Below are 15,801 nucleotides of genomic sequence, written 5' to 3' on the forward strand. Positions count from 1 at the left end.
CCGCTCACAGTGCGAACGTCACCGACAGGCGGGCCTGTCGCGGTGCGCCGGGGAACAGGTAGTAGTCACCGCCGCTGCTACCGGTATCGCGCCAGTAGAAGCGGTTGAACACGTTGTCCACCGACAGGTTCCAGGTCACCGCACGTTCGTGCAGGCGATGCTGGAAGCGCAGGCCGGCATCGAACACCGAGTAGTCCGGTGCGCGCACGCCACCATCGGCGCGGGCGACATTGGCACCGGCATAGCGCCAGCCACCGGTCACATCCAGGCCCTGCACGAACGGCAGCGCATAGGCCACGTGCACGCTGGCGCGCACCTTCGGCACGTTCACCAGCTGATGGCCTTCATAGGCCGGGGTGCCGGTGTCGCGCGCGCGCGCCTGCAGCACGCTGGCGCTGGCCACGATCTGCAGCGCATCGGTCAGCTGGCCGTTGGCGGTCAGCTCCAGGCCGGTGTGGGTCTGCGTGCCTTCCTCGACGAAGGTGTAGCCGACCTCGCTGTTGTCGGGCTTGGCGTACTGGTACGGCTGCGAAATGCGGAACACCGCCGCGCCCAGCGTCAGTGCTTCGACCGGCACGTACTTCACGCCCACTTCCAGCTGCCGCGACTGCACCGACGGCAGGAAGGTGTCGGCGTTGCTGGTCCAGAAGGGCGCTTCCTGGCCCAGCGAGATGCCGCGCACGTAGCTGGCATAGGCGTTGAGCTGGTCGGTAGCCTTCCACACCACGGCGGTCTGCGGCAGGAAACGCGACAGGCGGCTGTGCCGCTGCGGGGTGCCACGCTTGTCGTAGGCACGCTCGTCCAGGCGCACGAAGCGGCCGCCGGCCAGCCACTGCCAGTCATCACCGAAGCTCATCCGGTCCAGCGCGAAGAACGCGGTCTGGCGGCTGTCCAGGCGTCGTGCGGACGGCCCTGGCATCTTCGGCGACGGCGCGAACACCGGCACCTGTGCGTCGTGGATGTTGCTGGTGCCGACGTACTCGTTGACGCTCGGGCGCTTGTCTACCGTGCGGCGGAAGTAGTCGGCACCGATGGTCAGTTGGTGGCCGACGTTGCCGGTCTCGAAGCGGCCGCGCAGCTCGGCACGGGCCTGCTGGTTGCGGCGCGTGTCGTCCGGGCTGCGGTAGTCGTAGACGTCGTAGTCGCCATTGGGGGCGAAGTAGTTGCCCGGCACGCTGCCATCGGCGCATTGCGCGGCGTAGTAGCAACCGTAGGCGAAGGCGACGTTGTCATCGATCACCGAGCGGCTGTGGCCGACCGAGACGCGCGACTGCCAGGCATCGTTGAAGTCGTAGGTGTGCAGGGCGGTGATGTTGGTGCTGGCGATATCCACCGGGCGCTGCCAGGGCTGGTAGCCGAGCAGGAATTCGCGATCCACGCCGTGCGGCAGCTCGCGCGCGCCCAGCAGCTGATAGCCCGACACCGAACGCTGCGAACTGGTCTGGTAGTTGGCGTCCACTTCCAGCTTGCCGCGCTCGCCGATCAGCCAGTCGGCGGCCAGCGAGTAGAAATTGCGGCGGCCATCGGCGTGCTCGACGTAGGAATTGCTGGCATCCCATGCGGCATTCAGGCGCAGGCCGAAACGCGGGGTGATCCAGTGGCCGACATCGACGGCGACGTAGCGCGAGCCTTCCGAGTCGGTACCGAGCGTGGCGGTGCGCACTTCGGCCGGGCGCTTGCCGATGTAGTTGATGATCCCGCCGGGCGCCATCACGCCTGCGGCCAGGCCGGCTTCACCCTTGAGGATCTCAACCGACTGCACGTTCTCCAGCGCCAGGCGCTGTTCGCCGGCGATGGACAGGCCGTTGAAGCGGTAGCCGGTGGCGGCATCCAGCGCAAAGCCGCGGATGGCGACGTTCTGGTAGTAGCCCACCGGCGCATACGCATCACCCAGCGAGGCATCGTTGCTGGCCAGCTCGGACAGCGAACGCACCTGGCGGCGGTCGAGGTAGTCGCGCTCGAGCACGTTCACCGAGGCCGGGGTGTCCTTCCAGGACCCACCACCGAAGGCGTTCACGCGTGAGGTATCGGCCTTGGGTTTGCCGGCCTGCACGCGCACTGCCGCCAGTTCGGTGGGCGAGCGCTCGGCGCCGGTGGCAGCCGCATCGGTGGCAGCGTCGGCCTCGCTGGCATGCAGCGGCAAGGCGGCGCAGAGGGCGAGGGAGAGCAGGGTGGGACGCAGGCAGCGGTTCATTCGGTTCGTCTTCGGACAACAAGGGAGACGAAGCGACGGCGCGCAGGTGCACCGGCCCATGACGGGGGTGTGGCTGCGGCTCAAAGCTCCCTACGCCGGTGCAAACCGGATCAGGTTCCAAGGGACTCTCTCAGCCTGGCAGATCCAGGCACCCCCGCTTCAGGTGACCATTTCACTACAAATGGTACGGATTTGCGAGCCGGTGCCCTTCAGGCTGCCGCGTGCAGCGCCTGCAGCAGTGCCTGCCCCGGCGCGCCGTGGAACCACGCCGGGTGCCCCAGCATGAAGGGCTGCCAGGCCACATCCGCGTTCGCGGTCGAGCCAGTGATGCCTTCGAAGTACTCCACTTCGGACAGTGCGAAGTCGAAATGGACCATCGGCAGCAGGTCGGCCAGCAGCTGCACGCGTGCCGCCGACAGCGGCAGCACCTCGCGGTAGCCGTCGAGCAACGCCAGTGCGATGTCGATGCGCACCGCCTCCATGCCGCGCTCCAGTTCCAGCCACGCCACTGCGTTGCGCTCGATCGCGGTGGCGAGGTCGAACAGTGCGCTGGTGGGCGAAGCCAGGCCGAAATCCAGCACGGTGCTGACCTGCCCGTCGCGCCACAGCAGGTTGGAGACATGCCAGTCGTTGTGCGCCCACAGCCGTGGCTCGTCGCGCAGGCGCTCGGCCAGGCCCGTGTGCCAAGGCAGCACGTCGCGCTGCAGCTGTGCTTCCCACGGAATGCGCGCGAGATAGCGGGCCAGCCCCGGTCGTGTGGGCAGTTCGGCTTTGATCGCGGCGATGGGATCGTCGGCGCGGATCAGATCGTCGCGCGCGACCAGCAGATGGGTACTGCGCTGTGGCGCGTGATAGCTGGCGGCGGCACGGTGCAACCGGGCCAGCATGCGGCCGGCTTCGCGGGCCTGCGCGACATCGGTCAGCAACGACCACGACACGGCATCGCGGTACAGGTCCTTGCCCACGCCCACGGCATGCAGTTCGAAGGTCCATTCGCCGTGCTCGACGGCGCTGCGGCCATCGGCTGCCGCAAGCACCTGCACCACCGGTACGCCGGCGGCAGCGAGATGGGCGATGAAGTGGTGTTCTTCTTCCAGGCAGGCGGCGCTGCGAACGCTGTGGTGGTGGCGCTTGATGAACACCGGTCCGCGCGTGCCATTGACGATGGCGGCGGCCGACAACGGTCGAGGACTGTGCCAGTGCGGCTGGCTGCCCGCATCCAGCTGCGGAAAGCGCTGGCGCAGCCACGCGAGGTCTGCGGTGCTGATCGGCGGCCAGTCGGCAGCGACCTCGTCGTTGTTGAGGCCCTGCACCCGGTGGAAAGAAGAAGTCATGCCGCAGCCCCAATGGGGAAAATCACATCCAAGGCTGCGCATTCAACGCCATGGCCGCCCGCAACGCAAACGGGCGGGTCATCGACCCACCCGTCCGTGCATCGGCATGGGGGATGCCGCGCTGCTTACCAGCCGCGATGGCGACCGCGGTCGTGGTAGTAGCGGTTGTCGTAGTAGCGCTCGCGCTGCCAGCGACGGTCGTCACCGCGGTCGTAGTAGCCGCTGCGGTAGTAGCCACGGTCGTAACGGCGATCGTAGCGGTCGTCGTAACGGCGATTGTCGTAGTAACGACGGTCGCGGCGGTCGGAGGTGGTCAGGTTGCCGATGGCGCCGCCAGCCACGGCACCGCCGACAGTGGCAGCGGGATCACCGTTGGAGAGCAGGTTGCCGGCCACGCCACCGACCACGGCGCCGACCAGGGTGCGCTTGTCCTTCCTCGACATCGCGCTGGCATCGCTGACCACGGCCACACCGGCCACCAGTGCCAGGGCCATCGCCAGACCACGGAAGCTGAGTGCGGAAGTACTGAGCATGTTCGTTCTCCTGTGAGGTGCATGCCACGCTGGGCAGGGAGGGCGCGGGGCGCCCCGGCTGCCGTGATGTCCACGCTGGCGTTCCAACATTGCCGGAACATTGCCTGGTCCACCGTGCGGCTTGCGCATTCATCTAGCGGCAGGCGGCATGAAGCAAGGCTGAAAGCGGCCTCGGCCGCTCAGCTGGCAGAAAGGGAAAAGGCCACGCGGACGTGGCCCTCCCTTCTCTCCCAAGGTGCCGCGGGCTTAGACGCCCATCGCCTTCTGGGCCTGCCGGGCCTGCTCCTGCTGGGCGTCCTGCTGCTGATGCAGCACGTTCGGCGCGCCCTGCACGGCACCGCTGCTGAGCGCCAGGCTCTGCTCGCTGGCGGCACGGGTCTCCACCGCCACGCGGCTGGCGGCGGGGTCGCCGATGGTGCCCTGCACGGCGAACAGGCGCTCACCGTTCGGGCTGGGCACCACCGAGTCGATGCGCTGCAGGCCGGCGGCATGCGCCTCCTTGGTCAAAGCCGCAGCAGCGCTTTCCAGCGTGTGGCGGTCCTTGAAGGTCCCGGCCGGCAGCAGTTCCAGACCCTTGCTGGCCTGGATGAACAACGGATTGCGCGGGTGCCGCTCGTCGTTCAGCAACGGCCGTTCGCGTGCGTCCTTGATTGCCTCCAGGGTCTTCGCCCCGACAATGCCGTCGACCACCAGGCCGTTGTCCTTCTGCAGCTGGCGCACTGCCGTGTCGGTGTTGCGGCCGAAGCGGCCATCTTCGACCAGCGGCTTGCCGTCGGCGCCGACGTAGCCCAGGTGGCCCAGCTGCTCCTGCACCTTGCGCACGCCCTCGCTGTGCGCGCCCTGCTTGTACAGTTCGGCGTGCGGCGTGGCAGCGGCCTTGTGCTCGGCCGCAGGCTTGCCCTGGGTCTGCTCGTGGGACTGGGTGCGGTTTTCCAGCAGGTCGCGGGCCTTGGACAGCGGATCGGAGGCGTACAGCTTCCAGTTCGGGTGGTCCTTCACCTGCTTGAGGTAGTCCTCCACCGGCATGGTGTGCACGCCCTTGCTGCCGGTGGACTGGCTGATCAGCAGCTTGTCGGTGTTGGGGTCGCGCACCACCATCACGATGTGGTCGATGCCGTTCCAGTGCTCATGGCGGGTCCTGGCCGTATCCAGGCCGATGATCATGCCTTCCTTCAGCGCATCGGGCTTCAGGATCGCGTCGCGGTCCAGCAGCACGCCGGACTGGTCGAACGCCTTGCGCACGATGCCACCGGAACCGAGGTTGCCCAGGTCGATGCGATCAGCCTTGCTGAACACCGCGTGCCCGGCCTTCTGGTTGATCTCGTCCATGGTCCGGTTCTGCAGCGTGCCGACCCAGCCGGAACAGTCGATGTAACCCTGCTCCACGTTCTTGCCGGTCTTGCCCGGTACGTACAGCGCGTGGCCCGGAATGTTGATGGCGTACTTGACGTCGTCGTACTTCACGCCGGCCTCGTAGGCGGCCTGCAGTTCAATGCCTGGCTTCGGCGTGGCAGCCGCCGTTGCGGTTGCCGCCAGCGTGGCTGCACCCGCCGCCACGGCTGCGCTGGCCTGTGCAGGCGCTGCCGGGGTCTGGCCCTGGCCCTGCGCCACCGCCTGCGGTTCGATGTTCTTTTCCGGAATGCTGATCGCCGCGTACTTGTGGATGTAGTAGCTGGAGAACGTCCGCGCCAGGTCGCCATCGTTCATCCCGCGCATCTCGGCCAGGGTGTGGCCGGTCAGCGCCTTCGCGTCGGAGCCGATCTGGTTCAGCACGTTGCGGCGCATGTTGATCTCGTCGCCGTGGCTGTTGCGGATCACACCGAAGGTGCCGGTGGCAATGGCAGTCTGCACCGAGCCGTAGCCGGCGCTGCCCTGCTGGTGGGCCAGGTACAGGTCCAGTCCGGTGGGCGTGTTGCCCCCGGACAGGTACGGGTTGCCGGTGCGCTCGTTGCGGCGCGCCATCGAGTCCAGGTTGTCCTGGTACATCTGTGCGGCCGCTTCGGTGTTGCGGGTGGGGTCGAACTCGTGGCCGGTCAGGTGGTACTGGCGCGCGGAGCCGGGCACGAACTGGAACAGGCCCTTGGCGCCGGATGAGGTGTTGTGGGCGCGCTCGTTGAAGGTGCCGCCGGTCTCGATGTGCGCGAAGCGCATGAAGTCATCCACAGGGATGCCCTTCTGCCTGGCGACCTGCTCGACGATGTCCAGGACTTCCTTTCTGCTGTAGTCATGCTGTGCCATGACGTTTTCCTCGGGGTTGATGGAGCGGCGCGTGCCGCGAATCGCCAACCGGACTCATCCGTGAGTCAAGAACATGTCGGTCAACAGGGAACCCGCGCGTGGCGGGTGCTATCAGGGCGCGACGTACTGCTGGGTCGCGCTGTCGAAGGTGTAGTGCACGGCGTCGCCGGCACCCAGTGCGCGGGTCTTGCCGGGGCCTTCGATGGTGGTGCCCTTGAAGGTCACGGTCAGTCGCGGCAGGCCGTTGCCGTCGGCAGCGAAGGCCAGTTCGCCATCGCTGTCGGTGCAGGGCATCACGTTGCCGTCGTCGCAGGCGGCGCTGTTGTCCTCACCCGTGCGCACTGAACCGACATAGCGCCAGACCTTGCTGTCCACGTCGTCTTCGCTGCGCCTGGGGTTGAACAGCAGCAGCGCATAGCCGGTGCTGCTGATGCCGCGGTCGAAGCTGCTGGTCGGCACCGCCAGCAGCAGGCGACCATCGGCCGTGCGATGTTCAAGCGGCTTGCGCCGGGTATCGACATCGTCGGCCTTGTCGTACGCGCCCAGTGCGCCGATGGTCCATTCCTGGCCACGGAACTTCCATGGTTTCCTGGCGTCGGTGCCGGCCAGCACGAAGGTGGCCTCGGCAAGGTTGGCGCGGTCATCCGGACCGGCCGGCGTCTGCTCGCCCGGCTTGCCGTAGTGCTCGCGGGTGTCCCAGGAGAAACCCGTGTAGTACGTGGTGCCATCGAGAGTGAAGGTGTGGCCGAACCAGAAGGTCGCCACGCTGCCGTTCTGGACCTCATAGGAGGTCGCGCCATCGCCGTCCACCTGGTAGGTGAAATACATCACGGTCGGCGCGTCGGGCGGGGTGGCGGCGGCATCGGGGGTGGGGGTCTGCATCGGGGCAACATCCTGTCGGGGCGCATTGGCAGCCTGCGCAGGGGCGCCGGGCTGGGAGGACGAGGGGGCCGGATCGGCGGCGCTGCAGGCGGCAGCGGAAAGAGAGACGAGCAGGCACGCCGCGAATGCGCGCAGAGGCCGCAACGGCAGGGTCCAACGTAGCTTGGGGGGATGATGCATGCGCCTCTCCATGGTCAGCGTTGCCGGGCCAGACGGCCGGCAGGAAACCGCGCCACGTCCACCAGGGACGGGAGCGAGGACATGAGCCGGTCGATTCCTTCGACCTCGCATTGAGAACTCATGCCGGACCATCTTGGCACAGATCGGCGGCCGGTCAAAGAGGGCGGTGGCAGCTGCCCTTCTTGTGTGATCTGGCTCTCAGATCTTGCCGTCGCGCAGGTAATCGAACAGCTCGGCGTCGCCCTTGAGGCCCAGTTTGAGCATGGCGTCACCCTTCTGCCGGCTGATGGTACTGACGCTCTTGTGCAGCTGCAGCGAGATTTCCTTCACGGTCATGCCGGTGCCCAGCAGCCGCAGCACCTCCACCTCGCGTGGCGACAGTGGCTTGCCGTCGCCCTCGCGCATGCGCCAGCTGCCAGCGGCCTCGACCCGCTCGCGCAGGCTGCGGCTGATGTAGGGCTGGCCCCGGTAGACCGCCTGGATGGCCTGTGGCAGTTCGTCCATCGACGAACTCTTGTCGACCAGGCCGAGCACGCCGCTGTCGAGCACCATGCGCAGGATCGCCAGGTTGTTGGAGACACTGAGCATCAGCACCGGCAGGTCGGGATGACGGCGGCGGATCATGCCGATCATGGCGAAGCCGTCGGCCTGGGGACTGCCCGGCATGGAGTAGTCGGTGACCAGCAGGTCACAGGGCTGGCTGCCGAGCAGGGCCATCAGCGCCTGCGCGCTGTCGGCTTCGCCGACCACGCGGCCAACCCCGCTCGATTCGATGACGGCACGGGTACCGATACGGACCACCGGGTGGTCGTCTGCGATGATGATGCGCAAGCTCATGCTCTAGTATGGCCACCGGGCACGCCGGACCGCGACCATCGCGGTTCCTGGCAGATTCTAGGAGATCAACGTCGATGCGTAGCTGGGCTGTTCGCGGGCTGGTCCTGCTGCTGGCCGTGCTGGTGCTGCCTGCGGCGCTGGCACAGGCGGTGCCTGGGCTGTTGCCGCTCAGCCCGCTGCAGCGCGAGTACCTTGCCGCGCATCCGAGCATCGTCGTGGGCCAGTATGACAGTGGCTGGCCGCCGTTCGAGTCCCTCCGTGATGGCCAGCAGGTCGGCCTGGGCCCGGATTATCTGTCGCTTCTCGCCCGTCAGCTGGGCGTGAAGGTGGAGGCACGGCGCTATCCCGACTGGACATCCGTGCTGGATGCGGCATGTCGTGGCGAGATCGATGTAGTGATGAATGTCGGTCTCAGTGCCGACCGCACCCGCTGCATGGTCTATACCGCCGCCTATGGTGAGGCAGCGCTGGCCCTGGTGGGACGCCCGGATGACCTGCGTGCCTCCGACATCCCCGACCTGGATGGACTGCGGGTGGTGATCGAGCAGGACTTCCTGACCGGCCCGCAGGTGCGGGCGCGCTTTCCCCGGGCACGACAGCTTGTCGCAAACAGCTCGTTGGCGGCGCTGGAGATGGTCAGAGACGACAAGGCAGACGTTTACATCGGCAATGCCTACGTGGCCACCGAACTGATCGCACGCGAGGACCTGCAGGGGGTCGTGCTGCTGCGTCCCAGCGATCTGCCGCCCGAACGGCTGCACTTCGGTGTTCCCAACAGCAAGCAGCCGTTGGCCGAAGCATTGGACCTGGCACTGGCTGCGACCAGCCAGGCCCAGCGCGATGCGCTGGTGCAGCGCTGGCTGCCACCTCCGCAGTGGTCGGCATCGGCACAGCTGGCGTTGAGCCAGGCCGAGAAACGGGTATTGGAGCAGCCGTTGAAGATCGGCTTCGCGCCGAACGCGGCGCCGCTGTCGTTCGCGGACCAGGATGGCAAACCCAGTGGCCTGGCCAGCGAATACCTGCGGCGCCTGCTGCAGGCTGGCGCCAACCTGCAGGTGGAAAACAGCCATGACTGGTACGAGGTGCGCGAGAAGGCGCGCCGCGGCGAGCTGCAGGCGGTGATGGGCATTCCTGCCGATTCTCGCTACCTGGGCCCGGACTGGGTGTTCAGCCAGCCCTTCATCAGCGTGCCGAACGTGATCGTCAGCCGGCGTGACAGCCCGGCGTTGCTGGGCCTGTCCGACCTGCAGGGCAAGCGGGTGCTGCTGTCCGATCCGGAACGTGTGCGTGGCTATGTGCTGCAGCAGGCGCCGCAGGCGCGGATCATCGCGGCACGCAGCGCGGAACAGGCCCTGCAGCGCCTGATCAATGGCGACGCCGATGCCTACGTAGGCAACCTGGCACTGGTTGACCATCTGCTGCGCAACCGCTTCCCGGGGCGCCTGCAGGTGGCGGCACCGGCAGGTTTCAACGATCAGCTGGTGCTGGCGGTTGAGCGCCGCCATGCCGCCCTGGCCACCACCTTCGACCGCCTGCTGCTGCAGATGACGCCGCGCAAGCGCGAGGCCCTGCGCGGGGACTGGCTGGCCGTCGAGTACCGCAACGGCCTGGACTGGAACAGCGCGATGCGCTGGGGCGTGCCGCTGCTGCTGGTGCTGCTCACCGCGCTGCTGGTGCATGCCATCGGGCATTGGCGGCTGCGCCGCGAGGTGGCCGGACGGCGTCACCTGGAACAGCGCCTGGCCGAAGTCACCGACAACCTGCCTGCCGTGGTCTATCAGGCTCGCCGCGCGGCAGACGGAACCCTCAGCTTCCCGTTCATTGCCGGTGACCTGCAGGCGTTGTTCGGGATCAGCCGGCAGCAGGCCGAACAGGATGCAATGTGCCTGCTGGAGCGCATCGAAGAAGACGACCGCGAGCACATCCTGCATGCGGTCGAGCAGGCGGCGCGCCAGTTCGCACCGCTTGTTCTCGAGTTCCGGCTGCGACCTGAAGGCACCGGCGCGCGCTGGGTGCGCAGCCAGGCCCATCCCTATGCGGCGGAAGCGGGCGTGGTCACCTGGAGTGGATACTGGGTGGATGTCAGCGAGGCGCGTGCACAGGCCGAGGCCCTGACTGCGGCCAAGGCTGACGCCGAACAGGCGGCGGAGGCGAAGTCGCGTTTCCTGGCGACCATGAGCCATGAAATCCGAACGCCGATGAGTGGCGTGCTGGGCATGCTGGAAGTGCTGGCGCATTCGCCGCTGGATGCCGAGCAGCAGCGCATCCTCGGGGTGATCGAGGATTCGGCGCAGATGCTGCGGCAGATCCTCGACGATATTCTTGACTACTCGCGGCTTGAGGCCGGCGCGCTGCGCCTGGAACCGGTGCCGCAGCCGCTGCGGCCATTGCTGGAAAGCGTGTGCCGGTTGTTGTCGGCGCAGGCCAGTGCACGTGGGCTGGACCTGCACGTGCAGATCGACCCGCAGCTGGCGGCCGCGCACGAAGTGGATGGCGTGCGCCTGCGCCAGATCGTGTTCAACCTGCTCAGCAACGCCATCAAGTTCACCGTGCGCGGCGAAGTGCGGCTGCAGCTGGACGTGCTGGGGCCGACCGCCGAAGACGGCAGCCAGCCGCTGTGCCTGAGCGTCACCGACACCGGTATCGGCATCGCGCCGGAACAGCTGCAGCACCTGTTTGCGCCGTTCACCCAGGCTGGTGCCTACATCCAGCGCGACCATGGGGGTACCGGCCTGGGCCTGAGCATCTGCCAGCGCCTGGTGCAGATGATGGACGGCGAGCTGGAGCTGCACAGCACGCTGGGCGAAGGGACCCGCGCCGAGGTGCGGCTGTCGCTGGTGGAAGCCGGCAGCGGTGATGTGGAAGCGCTGGTCGCCGAGCAGGAACAGGCCTCGCTGCTGCCGCCGGCGCTGCGCCAGGCGCGGGTGCTGGTGATCGAAGACCACCCGACCAACCAGGCGATGATGGCCTGGCGACTGCAGCAGCTGGGGGTGCCGCATGTGATGGTCGGTGACGGCCAGCAGGGCTTGGATCGGCTGTCGTCGGAGAGTTTCGATCTGGTGATCACCGACTGCCGGATGCCGGTGCTCGATGGCTTCGGTTTCACCCGCCTGCTGCGCGAACGCGAGGGTCGCAACGGTCAGCCGCGGCTGACCGTGCTGGCGCTGACCGCCAGCGTGCTGGATGACGATGCACGGCGCTGCCGCGAGGCCGGCATGGACGAAGTGCTGGCCAAGCCGCTGTCACTGGCCACGCTGCGTACCGCACTGCTGCGCTGGTTGCCGCAGGCGCAGGGACAGTCGTTTGAGGAGCCGCAGGCCGGGTCCGCCGCCGACGATGCTGGGACGCTGCCCGATCTGGACAGCCTGCAGCGGCGCTTCGGCTCACGTGCGGTGGCCGAGCAGCTGCGCGACAGCCTGTTGCAGGCCAGCGAGGGCGATCTTGCCGCCGTGCAGCGCGCGCTGCAGGCTGGAGATCGCGAGGCGGCCGCACTGCACCTGCATCGTCAGGCCGGTGGGTTGGGCGCGGTGGGAGCGACAGTGCTGGCCGGGCAGTCCAATGCGTTGGTGGAGCGTCTGCAGGATGCGGCGGAAACCGATGTGGCGCCGTTGTTCGCGGCGGTGGCGGAATTTGTGGCACGGCTGCAGCGACAGCTGCAGCGCCTGGCTCACTGAGCCGACTGCTGCTGCAGGTAGGCGATCACCAGTGCGCGGCGTTCGGCGCTGGGGAAGGCGTTGTACATGCGCGTGCCGGGTACCACGTGGGTGGGCGACTGCAGGAACGCATCCAGGGTCTGCGCGGTCCAGGTGATATCGGCGCGGCGCATGCCGTCGGAATAGCCATAGTCCGGCAGGCTGCCAGCGCGGCGGCCGATCACGCCGTGCAGATTGGGTCCGAAGCGGTGGATGCCACCAGGTTGCACGGTGTGGCAGCCGGCGCACAGCTCGAACGCGCGCTGCATGGCCTGCTGCTGCGCCTGTTCCGGCGTGGCCGGTGCCGCAGGCGGGCGCTGGCAGGCCGTGGCCGCCAGGGTCAAAGCAATGGTGATGAGCAGGCGGAAAGCACGCATGGGCGGGCAGGATAGCGACGCAGCGGGGCAGGTGGGCTGCGACACGCGGTCGCAGCCCGGAGCAATCACATGCCCGAATAGTTCGGGCCGCCACCGCCCTGCGGGGTCACCCAGACGATGTTCTGGGTCGGGTCCTTGATGTCGCAGGTCTTGCAGTGCACGCAGTTCTGCGCGTTGATCTGCAGGCGCGCGTTATCGGCTTCACCGACGAACTCGTACACACCCGCTGGGCAGTAGCGGGCTTCCGGGCCGGCGTACTCGGCCAGGTTCACCTTCACCGGAATGCTGGGGTCCTTCAGCGTCAGGTGGCTGGGCTGGTTCTCGTCGTGGTTGGTGCTGCTGAGGAACACCGAGCTGAGACGGTCGAAGGTCAGCACGCCATCCGGCTTCGGGTAGGCGATGCGGGTGTGCTTGGCCGCCGGCTCCAGGCAGACGTGATCCGGCTGCGTGCGGTGCAGGGTCCACGGCGGATTGCGCACGCCCAGCTTCGGCAGCAGCCACTGCTCCACGCCGGTCATCAGCGTGGCCACGGTCTGGCCCTTCTTGAACCACTGCTTGAAGTTCTTGGCCTGCTGCAGTTCGGTGAACAGCCAGCTGGCTTCGAACGCCTTCGGGTAGGCGCTCAGTTCATCGTGCTGGCGGTCGGCGGCCAGCGCGTCGAACGCGGCATCGGCGCACAGCATGCCGGTCTTGATCGCGGCATGGCTGCCCTTGATGCGGCTGGCGTTGAGGTAGCCGGCCTCGCAGCCGACCAGCGCGCCACCGGGGAACACGGTCTTGGGCAGCGACAGCAGGCCGCCGGCGGTGATCGCACGCGCGCCGTAACCGATGCGGGTGCCACCCTCCAGGTGCTTGCGGATGGACGGATGGGTCTTGAAGCGCTGGAATTCCTCGAACGGGCTCAGCCACGGGTTCCTGTAGTCCAGGCCAACCACATAACCGATGGCGACCTTGCCGCCGTCGGCGTGGTACAGGAACGCACCACCGTAGGTGTCGCTGTCCAGCGGCCAGCCGGCGGCGTGCACCACCAGGCCCGGCTCATGCTTGGCCGGGTCGATCTGCCACAGTTCCTTGATGCCGATGCCGTAGGCCTGCGGGTCCTTGCCTTCGTCCAGCTTGTAGCGCGCGATCAGCTGGCGGCCGAGGTGGCCGCGTGCGCCTTCGGCGAAGATCGTGTACTTGGCCTGCAGCGCCATGCCCCGTTCGAAGGCCGGGCCGATGCTGCCGTCCTTCTCGATGCCCATGTCGCCGGTGGCCACGCCGATCACTTCACCGTTGTCGCCGTACAGCACCTCGGCTGCGGCGAAGCCGGGGAAGATCGCCACTTCCAGCGCTTCGGCCTGCTGCGCCAGCCAGCGGGTCACTTCACCCAGGCTGATGATGTAGTTGCCTTCGTTGTGGAAGCACTCCGGCAGCAGCGCATTGGGCGTGCTGCGTGCGCCGGTTTCGCTGAGGAACAGGAATTCGTCGCGGGTGACCTTCTGCTTCAGCGGTGCGCCGCGCTCGGCCCAGTCCGGGAACAGTTCGGTCAGTGCGCGCGGATCCATCACGGCGCCGGACAGGACGTGCGCGCCCGGTTCGGAGCCCTTCTCCAGCACGCACACCGACAGTTCGCGGCCGGCTTCGATCGCGCGCTGGCGCAGGCGGATCGCGGTGGCCAGGCCGGCGGGGCCGGCGCCGACGATCACCACGTCGAACTCCATTACTTCACGCGGGGGCAGGGCGTTGGCTTCAGCGCTCATCGATTGCATGACTCGTGGGTAGGGCCGGCATCGGGGCCACCGGCGGTGCCTGGGAATCGCGCGTGCAGCCACGAGCGAAACGGTTGTTTGAATGTGTCAGGGTACCGGGCCGCGCGTGATCGAGCTAGATCGCCGATGTTCACATCATGATTGCTGCGGTGCAGCGTAATGCGCGTGGCCAGGTAGGTGCCAACCTTGGTTGGCACATTGTTTCACCGCCCGGACCCGCTTCCGTGTGGACCAAGGTCCACACCTACCAGACGCGATGCTTGCGGATGACCGACAATGGCCCGGTCCTGACTGCGCGTGAGTGCCATGGCTTTGCATCCGTACGATCTGTTCGATGTCCGTTCCCTGCTCAACGAGGAAGAGCGCGCGGTGCAGGAGAGCGTCGCCCGTTTCACCAACGAGCGCGTGCTGCCGATCATCGGCGATGCCTTCGACCAGGCCCGCTTCCCCGATGAACTGGTGCCGGAGATCGCGTCACTGGGCCTGCTCGGTGCGACCCTGCCGACCGAGTACGGCGGTGGTGGCCTCGGCGCGGTCAGCTACGGCCTGATCTGCCAGGAGCTGGAGCGCGGCGATTCGGGCCTGCGCAGCTTCGTCTCGGTGCAGAGCTCGCTGTGCATGTACCCGATCTATGCCTACGGCAGCGAGGAGCAGCGCCAGCAGTGGCTGCCGGCGATGGCGCGCGGTGAGCTGATCGGCTGCTTCGGCCTGACCGAGGCACACGGCGGTTCCGATCCGGCCAGCATGAAGACCCGCGCGGTGCGCGACGGCAGCGACTGGCGCATCAGCGGCAGCAAGATGTGGATCACCAGCGGCCCGGTGGCCGATCTGGCCATCGTCTGGGCGCAGACCGAAGACGGCATCCAGGGCTTCGTGCTGGAAAAGGGCATGGCCGGCTTCACCACGCAGGAGATCAAGCACAAGATGAGCCTGCGCGCGTCGCTGACCGGCGCGTTGTTCTTCGACGACGTGCGCGTGCCCGACAGCCACCGCCTGCCGAACGTGAAGGGCCTGAAGGGCCCGCTGGGTTGCCTGACCCAGGCCCGCTACGGCATCAGCTGGGGCCCGATCGGCGCTGCCATTGCCTGCCTGGATGAAGCGCTGGGCTATGCCAAGGAACGCGTGCTGTTCGGTCGCCCGCTGGCGGCCACGCAGAGCGCGCAGATCAAGCTGGCCGAAATGGCCCGCCGCATCACCACCGCGCAGCTGCTGGCGCTGCAGCTGGGCCGCCTGAAGGAAGCTGGCCAGCTGCAGCCGCAGCAGGTCAGCCTGGCCAAGTGGAACAACTGCCGCATGGCCATCGACATCGCCCGCGAGTGTCGAGACCTGCTGGGCGGGGCCGGTATCACCACCGAGCATGTGGCGATCCGGCACGCGCTGAACCTGGAATCGGTGATCACCTATGAAGGCACCGAGACCGTGCACCAGCTGGTGATCGGCCGCGAACTGACCGGCATCAACGCGTTCTAGGCGGTGCGGGGAACACCATCCACGCATGGCGTGGATCTACTGCACATGGCACCTGCCACTACGACCTGGGATGTGCTTTGGTAGGTGCCAACCTTGGTTGGCACATTCCTTCAGCGCGCGATCGGGCATCGGTGCGGACCAAGGTCCGCACCCACCAGAAGCGATCCACAGCCATGAGAGGTTCTCGGTGCCTGCCTGGACCTGCCTTTGGTAGGTGCCAACCTTGGTTGGCACATTCCTTCAGCGCGCGACCGGGCATCGGTGCGGACCAAGGTCCGCACCCACCAGAAGCGATCCAAAGCCATCAGAGGTT

Annotated in this window: 10 protein-coding genes and 1 riboswitch; of the genes, 2 read left to right on the top strand and 8 right to left on the bottom strand. The window is 67.4% G+C overall.

Features of this window, described 5'->3' with window-relative positions; translation table 11 throughout:
* Positions 1-4: 4 nt before the first annotated feature.
* From ACZLIB_RS00705 to ACZLIB_RS00730, 6 genes are all read right to left on the bottom strand, one after another.
* The gene (locus ACZLIB_RS00705; protein ID WP_478468914.1) at positions 5-2,194 is read right to left on the bottom strand and encodes a TonB-dependent receptor; all 2,190 of its coding nucleotides are present in this window, start codon (positions 2,192-2,194) and stop codon (positions 5-7) included.
* A 70-nt stretch (positions 2,195-2,264) separates the two neighbouring features.
* A riboswitch (TPP riboswitch) is annotated at positions 2,265-2,360 on the bottom strand.
* Between the two features lie 43 nt (positions 2,361-2,403).
* On the bottom strand, positions 2,404-3,528 hold the full coding sequence (locus tag ACZLIB_RS00710; RefSeq protein WP_478468915.1) for a phosphotransferase enzyme family protein: 1,125 nt from the start codon (positions 3,526-3,528) through the stop codon (positions 2,404-2,406).
* A 125-nt stretch (positions 3,529-3,653) separates the two neighbouring features.
* On the bottom strand, positions 3,654-4,061 hold the full coding sequence (locus ACZLIB_RS00715; protein WP_005411889.1) for a glycine zipper 2TM domain-containing protein: 408 nt from the start codon (positions 4,059-4,061) through the stop codon (positions 3,654-3,656).
* 246 nt (positions 4,062-4,307) lie between these two features.
* The gene (locus ACZLIB_RS00720) at positions 4,308-6,299 is read right to left on the bottom strand and encodes an XVIPCD domain-containing protein (protein ID WP_478468916.1); all 1,992 of its coding nucleotides are present in this window, start codon (positions 6,297-6,299) and stop codon (positions 4,308-4,310) included.
* A gap of 111 nt (positions 6,300-6,410) precedes the next feature.
* Positions 6,411-7,181: a hypothetical protein gene (locus ACZLIB_RS00725; protein ID WP_049398613.1), complete on the bottom strand. Its 771-nt coding sequence runs from the start codon at positions 7,179-7,181 to the stop codon at positions 6,411-6,413.
* 378 nt (positions 7,182-7,559) lie between these two features.
* Positions 7,560-8,198, bottom strand: a complete 639-nt coding sequence (locus tag ACZLIB_RS00730) for a response regulator (RefSeq protein ID WP_032130138.1) — start codon at positions 8,196-8,198, stop codon at positions 7,560-7,562.
* Positions 8,199-8,272: 74 nt separating this feature from the next.
* Here ACZLIB_RS00730 and ACZLIB_RS00735 point away from each other — a divergent pair, with 74 nt between their 5' ends.
* Positions 8,273-11,872 carry an ATP-binding protein gene (locus tag ACZLIB_RS00735; protein WP_478468918.1) on the top strand — a complete coding sequence of 1,200 codons (3,600 nt, stop codon included), beginning with the start codon at positions 8,273-8,275 and terminating at the stop codon, positions 11,870-11,872.
* Here the strand turns inward: ACZLIB_RS00735 and ACZLIB_RS00740 are convergent.
* A complete protein-coding gene (locus tag ACZLIB_RS00740) occupies positions 11,866-12,267 on the bottom strand; it encodes a c-type cytochrome (protein WP_032130140.1) in 402 nt (133 codons plus the stop codon). The two genes, ACZLIB_RS00735 and ACZLIB_RS00740, sit on opposite strands and share 7 nt — an antisense overlap.
* Positions 12,268-12,332: 65 nt before the next feature.
* Positions 12,333-14,009 (bottom strand): electron transfer flavoprotein-ubiquinone oxidoreductase, encoded by a 1,677-nt coding sequence (locus ACZLIB_RS00745; RefSeq protein ID WP_032130141.1) that lies wholly within the window; start codon positions 14,007-14,009, stop codon positions 12,333-12,335.
* A gap of 315 nt (positions 14,010-14,324) precedes the next feature.
* Between ACZLIB_RS00745 and ACZLIB_RS00750 the strand changes: the two genes are divergently transcribed.
* On the top strand, positions 14,325-15,488 hold the full coding sequence (locus ACZLIB_RS00750; protein ID WP_024956299.1) for an acyl-CoA dehydrogenase family protein: 1,164 nt from the start codon (positions 14,325-14,327) through the stop codon (positions 15,486-15,488).
* Positions 15,489-15,801: the final 313 nt, after the last annotated feature.

The sequence above is a fragment of the Stenotrophomonas sp. 220_Sma genome (assembly GCF_056487375.1).